At 37.1% G+C, this 14,671-nt stretch carries 16 protein-coding genes; 7 read left to right on the forward strand and 9 right to left on the reverse strand.

Annotated features, from left to right (window positions below):
* Positions 1 to 182: 182 nt before the first annotated feature.
* From phnE (ACZ11_RS13650) to ACZ11_RS13665, 4 genes are all read right to left on the reverse strand, one after another.
* A complete protein-coding gene (phnE, locus tag ACZ11_RS13650) occupies positions 183 to 989 on the reverse strand; it encodes a phosphonate ABC transporter, permease protein PhnE (RefSeq protein WP_049666924.1) in 807 nt (268 codons plus the stop codon).
* 10 nt (positions 990 to 999) lie between these two features.
* A complete protein-coding gene (gene phnE / locus ACZ11_RS13655) occupies positions 1,000 to 1,815 on the reverse strand; it encodes a phosphonate ABC transporter, permease protein PhnE (protein ID WP_049666926.1) in 816 nt (271 codons plus the stop codon).
* Positions 1,772 to 2,572 carry a phosphonate ABC transporter ATP-binding protein gene (gene phnC, locus ACZ11_RS13660; protein WP_049666929.1) on the reverse strand — a complete coding sequence of 267 codons (801 nt, stop codon included), beginning with the start codon at positions 2,570 to 2,572 and terminating at the stop codon, positions 1,772 to 1,774. Before phnC ends, phnE (ACZ11_RS13655) begins: the two co-directional genes overlap by 44 nt.
* A 144-nt stretch (positions 2,573 to 2,716) precedes the next feature.
* Complete coding sequence (locus ACZ11_RS13665) at positions 2,717 to 3,784, reverse strand: phosphate/phosphite/phosphonate ABC transporter substrate-binding protein (RefSeq protein ID WP_403089244.1); 1,068 nt, start codon at positions 3,782 to 3,784, stop codon at positions 2,717 to 2,719.
* Between the two features lie 182 nt (positions 3,785 to 3,966).
* On the opposite strand from ACZ11_RS13665, the gene ACZ11_RS13670 reads away from it, so the two are divergent.
* A complete protein-coding gene (locus tag ACZ11_RS13670; protein WP_236690852.1) occupies positions 3,967 to 5,529 on the forward strand; it encodes a bifunctional metallophosphatase/5'-nucleotidase in 1,563 nt (520 codons plus the stop codon).
* 90 nt (positions 5,530 to 5,619) lie between these two features.
* Here ACZ11_RS13670 and ACZ11_RS13675 read toward each other — a convergent pair whose 3' ends face one another.
* The 4 genes from ACZ11_RS13675 to ACZ11_RS13685 all read right to left on the reverse strand — a co-directional run bounded on the left by ACZ11_RS13675 (position 5,620) and on the right by ACZ11_RS13685 (position 9,840).
* On the reverse strand, positions 5,620 to 6,411 hold the full coding sequence (locus ACZ11_RS13675) for a GNAT family N-acetyltransferase (protein ID WP_049666933.1): 792 nt from the start codon (positions 6,409 to 6,411) through the stop codon (positions 5,620 to 5,622).
* Complete coding sequence (gene abc-f / locus ACZ11_RS13680; RefSeq protein WP_049666935.1) at positions 6,398 to 8,203, reverse strand: ribosomal protection-like ABC-F family protein; 1,806 nt, start codon at positions 8,201 to 8,203, stop codon at positions 6,398 to 6,400. The genes ACZ11_RS13675 and abc-f overlap by 14 nt, the downstream gene beginning before the upstream one ends.
* A 103-nt stretch (positions 8,204 to 8,306) precedes the next feature.
* Positions 8,307 to 8,447 (reverse strand): RAxF-45 family protein, encoded by a 141-nt coding sequence (locus ACZ11_RS26635; RefSeq protein WP_166672191.1) that lies wholly within the window; start codon positions 8,445 to 8,447, stop codon positions 8,307 to 8,309.
* A 364-nt stretch (positions 8,448 to 8,811) separates the two neighbouring features.
* Positions 8,812 to 9,840: an AbrB family transcriptional regulator gene (locus ACZ11_RS13685; RefSeq protein ID WP_049666941.1), complete on the reverse strand. Its 1,029-nt coding sequence runs from the start codon at positions 9,838 to 9,840 to the stop codon at positions 8,812 to 8,814.
* A gap of 225 nt (positions 9,841 to 10,065) precedes the next feature.
* Between ACZ11_RS13685 and ACZ11_RS13690 the strand changes: the two genes are divergently transcribed.
* From ACZ11_RS13690 to ACZ11_RS13715, 6 genes are all read left to right on the forward strand, one after another.
* Positions 10,066 to 10,515: a LytTR family DNA-binding domain-containing protein gene (locus ACZ11_RS13690; RefSeq protein WP_049666943.1), complete on the forward strand. Its 450-nt coding sequence runs from the start codon at positions 10,066 to 10,068 to the stop codon at positions 10,513 to 10,515.
* A 1-nt stretch (position 10,516) separates the two neighbouring features.
* A complete protein-coding gene (locus ACZ11_RS13695) occupies positions 10,517 to 10,924 on the forward strand; it encodes a DUF3021 domain-containing protein (protein ID WP_049666946.1) in 408 nt (135 codons plus the stop codon).
* A 5-nt stretch (positions 10,925 to 10,929) separates the two neighbouring features.
* A complete protein-coding gene (locus ACZ11_RS13700) occupies positions 10,930 to 11,850 on the forward strand; it encodes an ABC transporter ATP-binding protein (RefSeq protein WP_049666948.1) in 921 nt (306 codons plus the stop codon).
* Positions 11,850 to 12,725 carry an ABC transporter permease gene (locus tag ACZ11_RS13705; protein ID WP_049666950.1) on the forward strand — a complete coding sequence of 292 codons (876 nt, stop codon included), beginning with the start codon at positions 11,850 to 11,852 and terminating at the stop codon, positions 12,723 to 12,725. The genes ACZ11_RS13700 and ACZ11_RS13705 overlap by 1 nt, the downstream gene beginning before the upstream one ends.
* A 123-nt stretch (positions 12,726 to 12,848) precedes the next feature.
* Positions 12,849 to 13,604 carry a DUF2087 domain-containing protein gene (locus ACZ11_RS13710; RefSeq protein WP_049666951.1) on the forward strand — a complete coding sequence of 252 codons (756 nt, stop codon included), beginning with the start codon at positions 12,849 to 12,851 and terminating at the stop codon, positions 13,602 to 13,604.
* A 16-nt stretch (positions 13,605 to 13,620) separates the two neighbouring features.
* The gene (locus ACZ11_RS13715; protein ID WP_049666953.1) at positions 13,621 to 13,962 is read left to right on the forward strand and encodes a GIY-YIG nuclease family protein; all 342 of its coding nucleotides are present in this window, start codon (positions 13,621 to 13,623) and stop codon (positions 13,960 to 13,962) included.
* Positions 13,963 to 14,052: 90 nt separating this feature from the next.
* On the opposite strand, the gene ACZ11_RS13720 is transcribed toward ACZ11_RS13715, so the two are convergent.
* Complete coding sequence (locus tag ACZ11_RS13720) at positions 14,053 to 14,370, reverse strand: hypothetical protein (protein ID WP_049666955.1); 318 nt, start codon at positions 14,368 to 14,370, stop codon at positions 14,053 to 14,055.
* Between the last annotated feature and the right edge of the window lie 301 nt (positions 14,371 to 14,671).

A 14,671-nucleotide genomic window follows, 5' to 3' on the forward strand; every position in this document is an offset into this window, starting at 1 on the left:
CCATATCCTCCAAGTCCATTAAACAAGTATCTCTAAAGACAATAAATCGAATACGACATTTTTTCAAGTAAAAAACTTTTAAAGATTGAAAATCCTTCTTTTGAACAGTAATTCAAAAATCCCGAATAGTCGATACTATTCAGGATTTTTGAATTTTTTATTATGATGAAAATTTTACCACTTCATCCTCTAACTAACTTTGTTCGTATACGATTTGAAACAAACTCCACTACTAAAATAAGCAAAATAAGTCCCAATAAAATAGCTCCTACCTCTGACCACTTATAGGCATTCATAGCAAAAATAAGTGGTGCTCCTATTCCGCCAGCTCCAACTAGGCCGAGTACTGTTGCATCACGCAAATTCATATCAAAACGGTAGATAACAATAGATAATAATAATGCCGTCAGCTGTGGCCATATTCCAAATCGGATCTTTTCCATTAATGTACAGCCGATAGCCTCCATTGACTCTAGTACACTTTTATCTAAGTCCTCAATTACATCTACATATAGCTTTGAAAGCATTCCTATAGACGTCAATGACATTGTTAACACACCAGCAAATGGGCCAGGGCCTGTTACCCTGATAAACATAAGTCCGTAAACGATCGCTGGAATAGTGCGAATGATGATTAACAACAAACGAACTACAAATGCTATTGGTTTTGGCATAATATTCGAAGCTGATAAAAAGGCCAAAGGTATCGCCAATAATGCACCTACAATCGTACCAAGAAAGGCAATTGCCATTGTTTCGATTAATAAATAAGGAATACCACCAGTAGAAACATTGAAAATTAATGACCAATCAGGATTTAGTAGTCCTACAAGTATGTTTTTAGCAATCTTCGTACCATTTAACGATACATTTTCAAAATGAATTGTTGACACAGACCATACAAATAAAATACTTAAAATAAAGATGGTCATGATGTATGACATGCGTCGATTTGGTTGTAATTGTAATTGCTTGTCGATTGCATTCATAGCATCACCCCTACATTAATTTCTTGCGAAGATATTCGCTAGTTGTTTCAATAATAAAAACGGTACAAACAAGCATTAGTAAAATCATGCCCACATTCGCATAGCTTCTCCACCCTAGACTTTCGTTGAGAAGTAAACCAATCCCACCAGCACCGACATAACCTAAAATAGACGCATAACGAACATTTCCTTCAAAGCAAAATAAAGATGTCGATAAGTAATTAGGAAGAATCTGAGGCATAATCGCATAACGAAATGCTTGAATCGTTGTCAGTCCCATCGAACACATTGCCTCATAGGCCTTCATATCGACACTTTCAATTTGTTCATATAACAATTTCCCAACATATGCAATAGTAAATAAAAAAATAGCAATCGTACCAGCCATTGTACCGAGCCCAAATATAAATGTTGCAATAAGAGCAACAATCAAAGTAGGTAATGTTCGAAGCAAGCTTAAAATAAATTTGCACGACATAGTGATCCATCTATTTTTTGTAATATTTGTCGCAGCAAGCATTGAGATAGGCAAGGCACAGATAGCACCTAATACGGAACCAAACAATGACATTTTAATCGTATCGAATAACGGCTGCCATAACTTCGATAAATACGTCCAATTAGGTGGTATCATCTGTTGTATAATGACAAAAAACTGACTGATTCGATTGACAATAACCTCTATGCTAAAACCTGTAATACGGATCGAAAGGAACGTTAATAGAAGCAGAATAAGCAACATCAATGGCATTATCGAGCGTTTCTCCAGCACTTCTTTGTCATTAGGCAATACCATTTTTTTCTGGGATAGCAGCTTCCATTGCATGATTGTTTGCCCCCCTCCCTTCACTATTATTATAGATATACGAAAGAATTTCCTCGTCTACCTCACAAGCTCGCCCATCAAAAACTATTTCACCGCTTCTCACACCAATAACACGGGTTGCATATGCTAATGCCAGTTCAACGTGATGAATATTAATAATAATTGTCATATTGAACTCTTGATTAATGCGTTTAAAATCCTCCATGACTTGCTTTGCCGTGACGGGGTCTAATGAAGCAACAGGTTCATCCGCTAAAATAATCGATGGATTTTGAGCGAGGGTACGCGCTAAGGCTACACGCTGTTGTTGACCACCAGATAACTGATCTACTCGTACATACGCCTTGTCTAAAATACCTACCTGATCGAGTGCCATTAATGCTTTAAGCTTCTCTTCTTTCGTAAAGATGCCGAGCATTTTTCGCCAAAACGGCATATTGGGCACAAAGGAAACGAGGACATTTTTCAATACAGAGACACGTGTTACAAGGTTAAATGATTGAAAAATCATCCCGATATTACGTCGTAATTTTCGTATCCCCTTCCCCTTTAGCTGTTGTACGTCAACAGAATCTACACTTAATGATCCTCCTGTGATGTCATGCATTTTATTTATACAGCGCAATAAGGTTGATTTCCCTGCACCTGATAAGCCAATAATAGCAACAAATTCGGCCTGCTCAATTTGTAGGTTAATTTGATTTAAAGCAAGAAAGCCATTTGGGTATCTTTTTTCTACCTCTCTAAACTCAATCATAGAACCGCTCCATTTCTGACAAAGTGCTGTAGTATTATAAAAAGGGCTATGTCATTCCCAACTTTCAAAGAAGAACAATAAAAGAATCTGCAAGCCTTCTGCGGGTAAGCCGCAAGCTTCGCAGATTCTTTACTATAAACCATTCTATTTAAGATTTTGAACTAATTCCTGAGCCTTACGCTCATTGTCATAGTCACTATCCTTTGCTACCTGATAACCTTCATGGCTGTAGATAGCGATAACTTCCTTACCTTTTTCAGAGTTCCCAATATTAATAAATGCTTGCTGAATAGCCTTTTTTAAACTATCATTCATGACCTTTGAATTTTTACTTACGCTAATTGTGTCATTATAAATAGCAGGCATTACACCGATTAAATCTGTTTCCTCCCAAATAGAAGCTGTGCGACCAAATTCACCTTTCCAGCTCTTCTCATAATCTCTACGTGCATCTGCATATGTGACCAATACATCAGTTTGACCTGCAGCTAAACGTGCAAACGCATTGCCATAGGAATCAGCCTGAACAACCTGCGATAAATCTGGAATTGTTTTATTAAACTTCTCATGTAACCATAATGTAGGGTAAATATAACCTGCTGGTGAAGACGAAGACATAACATTCCAAGTGACATTATTTAAATCCTCGAAAGTTAATTCTTCACCGTTATTTACTTTCGCAGCTAAAGCTTTACCTTTTTCCGATGGTCCCGCAACTAAAATTGCTCGATAAGATGTTGTTTGTGTCGTTGTTGGTGCGGTCGGCTTGTTTTTATTCCAATCGATTGGATTATCTGAATCATTACTTAAACCTGCGCGCGTTGCCGTTAAAATAACTTCTGCGCCATCATCATAAAGGACATATGTCCCCCCAGGAATTAAACCAATATCAGTAGTACCTGCTGATAATGCTTCGCCTACTGCTTCATAGTTTGTGCCTACTGTAATATCGATTTCACCTACGTCATAGCCTAAACTTGCTAGCTCGTCCTTTAATAAATTTTTTAAAGGCTCTGTTGCTGTAATAATTTCATCAGGATTACGCGAAGGCACAAAGCCAATCGTTAATTTTTTTATAGATTCATTGCCTGTTACTTCTGAGGACACATCTACAGTCTCGTCAGAATTAGATGTTTTGGAAGCCTCGTTTCCACATGCCATCAAGAACACTGAAAACATACATGTAAAACAGATAAATAGTAATTTCTTCAAGTTATTTTCCTCCCCATTCTTGAAATACTTCCTCAGTATATACAGTAAATATTTTCCTGGTATTAATAGAAGGTAAATATATGTTTCTAATATGTAAAACAATATTTTGATATCGTAAATATGCAAAATTATTAAAAATAACTTTATATACTATGGATATACTAACTAACGGAGGACTTCTTATGACTGAAAAAAAAATACAAATACTTGCAACTAGTGATATTCACGGTTATATAATGCCCACAACTTTCCGGAATGCACACAATGAGGCACTTGGTTTAGCCAAAATAGCAACAATCATCCAGGAAAAAAGGTTGGAAGGGCCAACAATTTTAATTGATAACGGAGATTTTATTCAAGGAAGTCCGTTGACCTATTATCATCAAAAGTTTCAAGCACAAGAGCCTAATCCATTAATACAAGTTGCCAATGCTCTTCAATATGATGCGATGATATTTGGTAATCACGAATTTAATTATGGGCTGCCTGCCCTACAATCTGTAATAAGCCAGTCCAATTTTCCATGGCTAGGCGCCAACATTTTAACAAATAATGGCCAGCACTTTACTAAGCCCTATATCATCAAAGAAATAGAAGGCGTTCGGATAGCTATTTTAGGCATTACAACTCATTTTGTAACTAAATGGGAGGAACCGGATCATATCAATGGGCTTCGTTTTGAAGATGCTTTCTCTAGTGCAAGCTACTGGGCAAAATGGATACGCTCAAATGAGCAAATTGATGTTCTTATTCTTTGCTACCACGGAGGATTTGAGCGAAGTCTAGAAACCGGAGAATTACTCGAAAAAGAAGACGGGGAAAATCAAGGATATCGTATATGTATCGAAATCGAAGAAGTGGATATCATCATTTCCGGTCATCAACATCGTGAAATTAGCACAACATTTATGGGAAAATCAATAGTACAGCCTAACACTAAAGGGATTTGCTTAGCTAGTATAGAACTAAAAATTATGATGGACAGTCAAAAGAAAATCCACTCTATTACCCATACACCATCACTGATATATGTTGCGGAAGATATGAAACCAAATACATCTGTTTGCGGCATCATCTCCCCTACTTTCGACAAAACAGAGGCATGGTTAGATGAAACGATTGGGATCATTCAAGGAAATATGCTAATCGAGAATACATTTTTGGCACGTATTCAAGAGCATCCATATATCGAATTTATAAATCATATTCAAATGGAGGCATCTGGAGCTTCTATTTCTTGTACAGCGCTCTTTCACGATGAGTGTGGCGGCTTAAAGCAAGAGGTAACGATTCGTGATATTGTTACAAACTATATTTACGCAAATACATTAAAAGTTCTTCGTTTATCGGGGCTCGACATCTTACTCGCCCTTGAACAATCAGCGACTTATTTTACTGTAGAGGCAGGAGAACTGAAAGTAACCGAGACTTTTCTTTATCCTAAAGCACAGCCTTATAATTATGATATGTGGGAAGGGATCGAATATATTTTGGATATTTCAAAGCCTATTGGTGAGCGTGTTACTAAGCTTACCATCAATGGTGAGCCTATAAAGATGGATGAAGAGTTCGACGTTGTTATGAGTAGCTATCGTGCAACTGGGGCGGGGAATTTTGATTTTTTAAAAAATCGTCCTGTCGTGAAGGAAATACAAATTGATATAACGGAACTAATTGCAGATTATATTTTAAAACACCCAACTATTCATGCAACATGTAATAAAAATTGGCAGGTAACGTTCTAGCATAAAAAAATTCGCTCTTTTCCTGTAGGAGAATCCACCTTGGAATGCCGTCCTACAGGAGTATAGCGAATTTTTTATCTTACATCCTAATTAAGAATCTTGTCGTATTTGCTTAATGCTTTTTCCCTCAGTAAAGGCATGAATTGATTTTATTTTACCTACTGATTTGAAATTTGCCTTATCATAGACCTTTGCAACCTGTTCATTGATAGGTAAAATCCAGAGATATTCTAACCCCTGCTTTATCGACTCTTGCTGAATATGCTGCAGAATATATCCAATCAAACCTCTACCCCGATGGCTTTCAAGTGTTGCTACACTCTCGACTCTCCCTTGATTTCCTGAGACGAAAATATTGGCGGTACAGCAAGCTGTGCCATCCAATCTTAATAAATAGTACGTAAAATGCGGAGAATGATAAGTTTCCTCAAAGGCTTTTTTGATTAATGCAGGCTCCCCAAATGTAGAAATACTCATTTCTACAGCTAATGCTTCCTCCATATTGGCATCTGTTACACGTTCAATTTGTATTGCTGGATTATGTGGTAATTGTAAGTATTCACCGTTCCAACACTGTACATCATCATTAAAACTTTCATATTGAAAGCCATGATTCTCTAACACTTCTATACATGACTGATTTTCCTCCACGTTGTATAAATACAATCTTGGAATCAGAGATTTTGACTGATAGAAATTTTTGATTTTCTTTAAAAACATATCTGGCTCGGTAATCTTCTTCCAAATGTGTGCATGATTAGCGTCATAATATGTTGGCATTTCCTTATTATAAAATAATACTCCTTCGTGACATGTCTCCATCTCACTAAAACTTTTAATATAATCAATATCTAACTGCATGATGTGCTCAATTTTTTGCATTTTCTGTTCCTCCTTCAATCCATCTTTCATATAAATCTTCTAGCTGCTGTTCAAGCTTTTGACGTTGCTCTTTGGCAAGTGTGAGCTCTTGTAATTTCATTTCGAGCTTTCCAATTTGTTCTTCAATTGATATCTCTTTTTTAGCAGCATAGGACTTTTCAAGTACTTCTTTTATTACTGGTTCTTTTGCTACTTCTAAGCGTTTTTGTCTTGCCCATTCATAATCGCCTTCAAATACTTGAATCGTTTCATGCTCAATCCATGCAACTTTAGTAAAAATCTTTTGTAAAAAATAACGGTCGTGCGAAACACCAATAATAGTCCCTTCAAAGGATTCCAGTGTATCCTCCAATACCTCTCTCGCTTCAATGTCTAAATGATTGGTCGGCTCATCCAGCATCAATAAATTAATATCCTCATACATTAACTGAGCTAGACGTAAGCGCATTTTTTCACCGCCACTTAAATCCTTCACTTTTTTAAAAACGTCGTAGCCATAAAATAAAAACTGAGCTAGAATATGACGTGCTTCAGCCTCTGACACAGAGACGCTCTCACGGAAGGCATCTATTAAACGAATGGCAGGATTCTTATGCTCAAACTGTTGCGATAAGTAGCCAATTTTAACACTGCTGCCGACATGACAAACACCTTCATTCGGTACTATTTCACCTAACATCATTTTTAATAACGTTGATTTCCCACTCCCATTGCCACCAACAATTGCCAGTCGTTCTTCGAAGTAAACCGCTAAATTACTTTCCTTAAATAATGGTTTCTCAAATGCATGGCTAATGCCCTTCATTTGCACAACCTCTTTACCACTACGCTCAGCCATTGTTAAAGCTAAATTCATTTTCTTTTTCGTTGAAGGCTTCTTCACACGCTCTATACGGGCTAGTGCTTTTTCCATACTTTTAGCACGACGATGCATGCCAGCATTTGGCGGATTCGCTTCATTTGCCCATTGCTTTAAGCGCTTTATTGTTTCCTGCATTTTTCTAATTTTCTTTTGCTGTTCTTCGTATTGTGCAAATTGCTGTTCAACCTTTGCTTCCTTTTGTGCTACAAATGCATCGTAATTGCCGATATACGTAATTGCCTCTCCATCTTCAATTTCAATTATTTTTTGAGCCATTTGATTCATAAAATGGCGATCATGTGATACTACAATAACAATTCCTGCAAAGTTTCGGACATAATTTTCTAGCCATTCAATTGCCTGCATATCTAAATGGTTCGTCGGTTCATCTAATAGCAAAATAGAAGGATTACTTAACAGGATTTGCCCAAGCATCACCTTCGTTTTCTCCCCACCACTTAAGCTACTAAAAGGCTGCTCAAGCAATGGTGTAATACCTAGACCATTTGCAATCATCGCTAATTGCGCATCAATTTCATAACCACCCTGCAACATAAACTGTTCTTGCACATGACCATATTGCTGCAGTACCTTATCTGTTACAGCTAACTGCATTTCTTGCTCAAGCTTTGTCATTTTTGCCTTTAATGCATAAATTTCCGCAAATGCTTCCTCCAGCACTTCCTTCACTGAGAACATAGGATATTGTGGAATTTGATGTAAATAACCAATTGTCGCTTCCTTACTTTTTATGATTCGTCCCTTATCCGGTGTATCCGAACCAGCTAGTAACTGTAATAAAGTCGTTTTTCCACTGCCATTCACGCCAACAATGGCAACATGCTCCCCTGTATTCACTTCTAATTGAAGTCCTTCAAATAAAACATTTCCACCAATAATTTTTTGTATTTGCTCAGCCTTAATTTGCATCGTTTTTTCCTCCAATGAAACGTGCGAAAAACATCTATAGACACAAAAAAGACTGCTCGATTAACAAGCAGTCTTTTCCTCATTAGGTTGTGAAAAAGAATGGTTAATTCGCTACGTTTGATATTTGATTTTGCTTAAAAATGGACAGACCTATCCCGTTGTTCGCAAAATCGAAAGTAATCACACGTGCAAAATACATAGCTGTATCCACTTTTACACATGTTTTCGTAGCGTTTTTATTCATTCCTTTTCACCTCCGTTCATAATAGTTAACTTTATAATACCATAATTCCGATAAATTGGAAAAGAAAAAATTTTCAGAGGCATTAAGACAATTATTTCAAATGTGTTTTTTATGAAAAATCAACTCTCGCTACATAAAACATTTGTAGCTGTCGCTCTGCTTTCGCCACATAAAACAGTTGTACCTGTCGCTTTGCTTTCGCTACATAAAACATTTGCTGAAAGAAGTTAAAATGAGTAGTTATAAGACTGAAAAAGTGCGAGGTTTTGTACAAAGACTTATGTACAATATCTCGCACTTATATATCTGACTCGATTTTTTATAATTATTCTAATGCTAAATCTGAGGATATTCCCCTATCTCTCTACGTTTTCACCTTTTTCACAAACATTTTAACAAACGGTACGAGGAAAACAGATACTACCAGCACTCGGAATAGCTGAAATGCTGTGACGATCGTGACATTTGCATGCACGGAAGCGGCGATAATCCCCATTTGATCAAGTCCACCTGGTACAATACTTAAAAAGCCTGTTTTAAAATCAAGGCTGTATAAACTCTTCATAATAAATGTTAAACCATAAGCTGCGCCAATAAAGATACCCGCCGATACAAATGCGTAAAACACATGCTTCTTCGATAAATGTAAATCTTCTTTTTTCAATAAAAGGCCGATGTAAATTCCAAGCATTAGCTGAGCAATATGAAGTAGTGACAACGGCAATTTTGGTACATCAATCCCTGCAATATTTATGCCCATCAATAAAAACACTGGACCAAGCATATAACCTGTCGGAATTTTCGCCTTTTGTGCCAACCAACCCGCTACTCCACTCACAGCAAGTAAAGCTATTAGGACCCATGTATATGCTCCGTTGACAGCTGAACCAGTTCCCCCAGAGCCTGACACCATTAATGGGACAAAGCCGACAATTAAAAGAACCCTTAATATTTGGAAAAACGTAATTACGACCATATCCATATCCCCTTGCTCCTCGGCAAAAGCAACGACCTGTGACATGCCACCAGGCACACAGCATGTTAACGCGGTCGCAAAATCTAAATCCGCTCGTTTTGCTACTAAATAACTAACGCCAAAAAACAATACAATAAATAATACGTTTAAAACAATCATACTCCCTAAAAATTGTTTAATATCCTGCACCGCTTCTGGTGTAAACGCAAAACCAATGGAATACCCCGCAACAATTAACCCTAAATTACGGAAATATTTATGCCATTTCAATTGTACTTTCGTCGATAACTGAATAATTAGCACTGCAGTTATAGCTCCAAGTAACCACGGCATTGGAATATGTAATACATTAAATAAAATCGCACCTGTTAAACCAATACATAATGTAATAAACATGTGCTTGTCAAAAATAAACATTGAAGCAACCCCTCGTGACTGTATCATTCTATTATGCCGTGAACTTGCCTATTTTTCTACTTCATCACTTTTTTTAAAGGGTCTTATATCGTTAAAATTGAACCTGTTATCTACAAAGTTTAACCTCTTATCCAAGATTTTCTTCAATCTAAAATTTTCTATGCTACATTATTATTATCTGATTCAGTGTTTCTCCATAGTGGAGATATGTAAAGGAGGCCTCCAATGAAAATTCACTTAACGATCAATAGTGAGCTAGAAGAAACCGAGATTCATATACATGCGAAGGAATACACCGAGCAAATTGAACGATTGATGAAGCAGCTACAAGCTTCACAAACAACGATGCTAGATGGCTACTTTCAACAAGAAATTCATATGCTAAAAATTTCAGATATTTATTCTATTTACGCAGAGGGTGCAAAAGTATTTTTGCAGACGGAGGAACAGGAATTCGAAACGAAGCGTAAATTGTATGAGCTGGAAGCACAATTAGCGAAAGACTTTGCCCGAGTCAGTAAATCGACACTCGTTAACATTAATAAAATTGCCTCTATTCAAATGGGTAAAATCGGTACAACAGAACTGATATTAGAAAACGATGTGTCCGTCCATGTTAGCCGCAAATATTTAAAAGAATTAAAACACCACTTAGGTATTGGGAGGGACTCATAATATGAAAAAAATTATAAGTATGATGATTATCGGTCTACTCATATCACTAAGCTCTTCCTACGTCTTAGTAACATTAAGTGTTATATCTAATAACGCTGTGATGTCAGGGGCGGAATTACTTGAACAAATTATCATCGCCGCCATACTTGGAGTTGTAATAGGTCTACTGTCTATCATCTATGATATTGAACGTTTACCTTTTACTTCTCAGTTTATTCTACATGTAATTGCAGTTACGCTATGTGTCATGATTGCAGGTTATTTTGGGCGTTGGTTTGAATATTCCGGTGTTAAGTATGTTCTTATAAGTGAAGCTATTATTTACTTAATAGTTTGGTGCATCCTTTATGTACTTCAAAAAAGTGATATTGCAAAAATCAATCAAGAAATTCAAAAAAGAAAGGAATAAACAATATGACCTTTGCTATACAAGTTGGGAATCTATGTAAGCAATATGGCAATCAACAAGCCGTAAAAGGTATTTCATTTACAGTTGAACAAGGCTCCCTCTTCGCCTTTTTAGGTGCGAATGGTGCAGGAAAGTCAACGACTATTGAAATACTCTGTACATTATTAAAAAAATCAAGCGGTACTGTAAACATTAATGGTTATACACTTGATGCAAGCAACGACAATGCGGAAGTTCGAAAATCCATTGGTGTCGTATTCCAGCAAAGTTTACTAGATGAACGATTAACGGTGCAGGAAAATATACTTCACCGTGGTAAAACATATGGCTTATCGAAAAAACAATTGACCGATAATTATCAATTCGTTTCAACATACTTGCATTTAGCTGATATAGAAAAGCGCAAATATGGAACGTTATCAGGTGGTCAAAAAAGACGTGCTGATATCGCTCGAGCCCTTATCCATCGACCGAAAATATTGTTTTTAGATGAACCAACAACTGGGCTTGATCCACAAACGCGTCAATTTGTTTGGCAAGCAATTAAACAGCTTCAACTAGAAACAAACATGACTGTTTTTTTAACAACTCATTATATGGAAGAAGCGGCAGTCGCTCATCAAGTCATCGTCTTAAAGGAAGGAGAAATTGTTGCTGAAGGGACACCTGATGAACTTAAAACAAAATACGCCTATGATTCAATGGCACTTGTTTTTCATAATAGTTCTGAAGGGATACAGTGGCTCGAAGATAATGCCATCTCCTATACTGAAAAGCTAGGTATTTTCTCCATCCAAGTCGAATCGACACTTCATGCTTTAACGCTATTAAAAAATGCAGAACCACTTATTGCTTCGTTTGAAGTAATCAAAGGTACGATGGATGATGTCTTTCTTCATATTATGGCCGAGGGAGGCGTAGCTTAATGGAAGCATTATTTAGCTTAGTACAACGAAATAACAAGGTTTTTAGACGTGATAAAACACAAGTCTTCTACTCGCTACTTTCTGTCATTATTGTCATTGTTCTTTACGCAGTATTTCTTCAAAAAATGCAAGTAAATGCCATTGAAGAAGTGACAAAGGCTACTCCAGCGTTGGTAACGATGGTCAATGAATGGATTGTCGCAGGTTTACTTTCTATGACCGCTGTTTCTACTACACTCGCTGCGTATGGCATTGTTGTAAGGGATCTTGAATCAAAAGCGCAGGCTGATTTTCTAACAGCTCCTATCTCGCGAACAACCATTCAATTTAGCTATGTAATAAATGCCTTTTTCATTGGCTGTATCTTTTCCTTTATCGCCCTCATTGGCTGTGAAATTTTTATCCTATCAACAGGCGGTGAGCTACTAAGCTTCGGGGATTTCTTAAAAGTAGTAGGATTACTATTTTTATCAGTGTTACTTGCCAGTGTTTTTAATCTCTTCCTTGTGTTACTTGCAAACAGCCAACATTCATTTTCAACTCTCAGTACAATCGTCGGTACAGCACTCGGTTTCTTATGTGGTGTTTATGTACCCGTTGGTGCACTCCCAAGCTTCGCTCAAAATGTTATTATGTATTTCCCTATCAGTCATACAACCTTACTATTACGCAATGCCTTTATGGAGAGCTCAATTTCAAAGGTTTTCGAAGGTGCGCCCGCTTCGCAGGTAGAAGAATACAAAAAAATGTATGGTATAGTCTATGACCTTCATGGAAATATACTAAGTACCTCAACAAGCATTATCATTATTGTTGTCACAATTATTGTGCTAGCAATCTTATCTATTATTATTTTTAAAAAGAAAAATAAATAAACATTTTCGCACATCGTTTATAAAATGGTGTGTTTTTTATTGATTTTAATTAAACATTTTGTTATTTTAATAATAAATAAGCAAACAGAATAATTAATCGTTTGTTTTTCAGGAGGGCACTTAATGGATGTAAATGAATTGTTTTGGCAGGCTTCGATCCATGACATAAAAAAAGGCTACAATGATGAAACAACACATTTCACTTGTTTGCTTTGCGGGGAAAAGATAGAAAAGGGTATTATTTATCCATATGAAGGCGTTCTCTACGAGGCAGAAAAATTTATGCAACATCATATTACTGCTGCACATCGATCTGTATTTCATTATTTAAATGGCCTTAATAAAAAAATGACAGGACTAACTGATCATCAAAGTCATATTTTACGCTTATTTTATGAAGGAAAAACCGATCAAGACATAAAAGAAGAGCTGGAAATTGGCAGTGCAACAACGATACGTCACCATCGCTTTACCCTTAAAGAAAAGGAACGACAAGCGAAAACTTTTCTTGCGATGATGGAGCTACTAAAAGAACAGGACCAAAAGGAAGATAGCTTTGTACCCATTCACAAAACAGCTACGATGGTCGACGATCGCTATAATATTACGATTTCTGAAGAGCAGCAATTACTTGAAAAGTACTTTCCAGACGGTATTGGTAAAGAACTTGTCCGCTTCCCAAAACGTGAAAAACATAAAATTGTGATACTCCGTGCAATCACAAAGCTTTTCGATGAAACAAAACAGTATTCCGAAAAAGAATTAAACGAAATGATTCAACCGATATATGAGGACTATGTGCAAATACGTCGCTATTTAATCGAATACGGCTTCATGGATCGACAAGAGGATGGCAGTGCTTACTGGATAAAAAAATAAGAAAGCAGGGTTTCCAATGGACCATAAAAAAGAATTAAAAGAAATGTATAAAGAAATAAAAATCGAAGCTGGTGTTTTTACAATGACCAATAATCAAAATGGTAAAACGTTTGTTGGCAGCTTCAATAATTTAAAACGCTTAAACGGCTTTCAATTTATGTTAAAAACAAATACACATACTAATAAAGAGCTACAAGCCGATTACAACACACTCGGCAAGGATGCCTTCGATATTGAAGTTGTGGAATATTTGAAGAAAAAAGAAGAAGGCTATTTCGATGCAAAAAAAGAGCTAGAAAAGCTGGAACAAAAATGGCTCGACAAGCTTCAGCCATTTGGTGAACGTGGATATAACTAGGTAACATAAAAAAAGAATCTGTTTTCTCCGAGATTAAGTTAGAGAAACTTGCAGATTCTTTTTTTATTTCAAATTGTTTCGCGTGGGGATTCACCGCTTCCGGATATTCTTTTTCGTAGGTGCAAATACCAGTTGGACCCGAGCACTTTCCCCTTGTACCTGATCAGTTCTTTCGACCCGCGCACTTTCCCCTTGCACCTGCTCAGTTCTTTCGCTTACCTGCGCACTTTCTTCTTGCACCTGCTCAGTTCTTTCGCTTACCTGCGCACTTTCTTCTTGCACCTGCTCAGTTCTTTCGCTTACCTGCGCACTTTCTTCTTGCACCTGCTCAGTTCTTTCGCTTACCTGCGCACTTTCTTCTTGCACCTGCTCAGTTCTTTCGCTTACCTGCGCACTTTCTTCTTGCACCTGCTCAGTTCTTTCGCTTACCTGAGCACTTTCCTCTTACACCTGATCAGTTCTTTCGCTTACCCGAGCACTTTCTTCTTATACCCGATCAGTTCTTTCGCTGACCCGAGCACTTTCCCCTTGCACCTGATCAGTTCTTTAGCTGACCCGAGCACTTTCCCCTTGCACCTGATCAGTTCTTTCGCTTACCTGAGCACTTTCCTCTTACACCTGATCAGTTCTTTCGCTTACCCGAGCACTTTCCTCTTACACCTGATCAGTTCTTTCGCTTACCCGAGCACTTTCCTCTTACACCTGATCA

The organism is Lysinibacillus xylanilyticus (genome assembly GCF_001183605.1).
GTDB lineage: Bacteria > Bacillota > Bacilli > Bacillales_A > Planococcaceae > Lysinibacillus > Lysinibacillus xylanilyticus.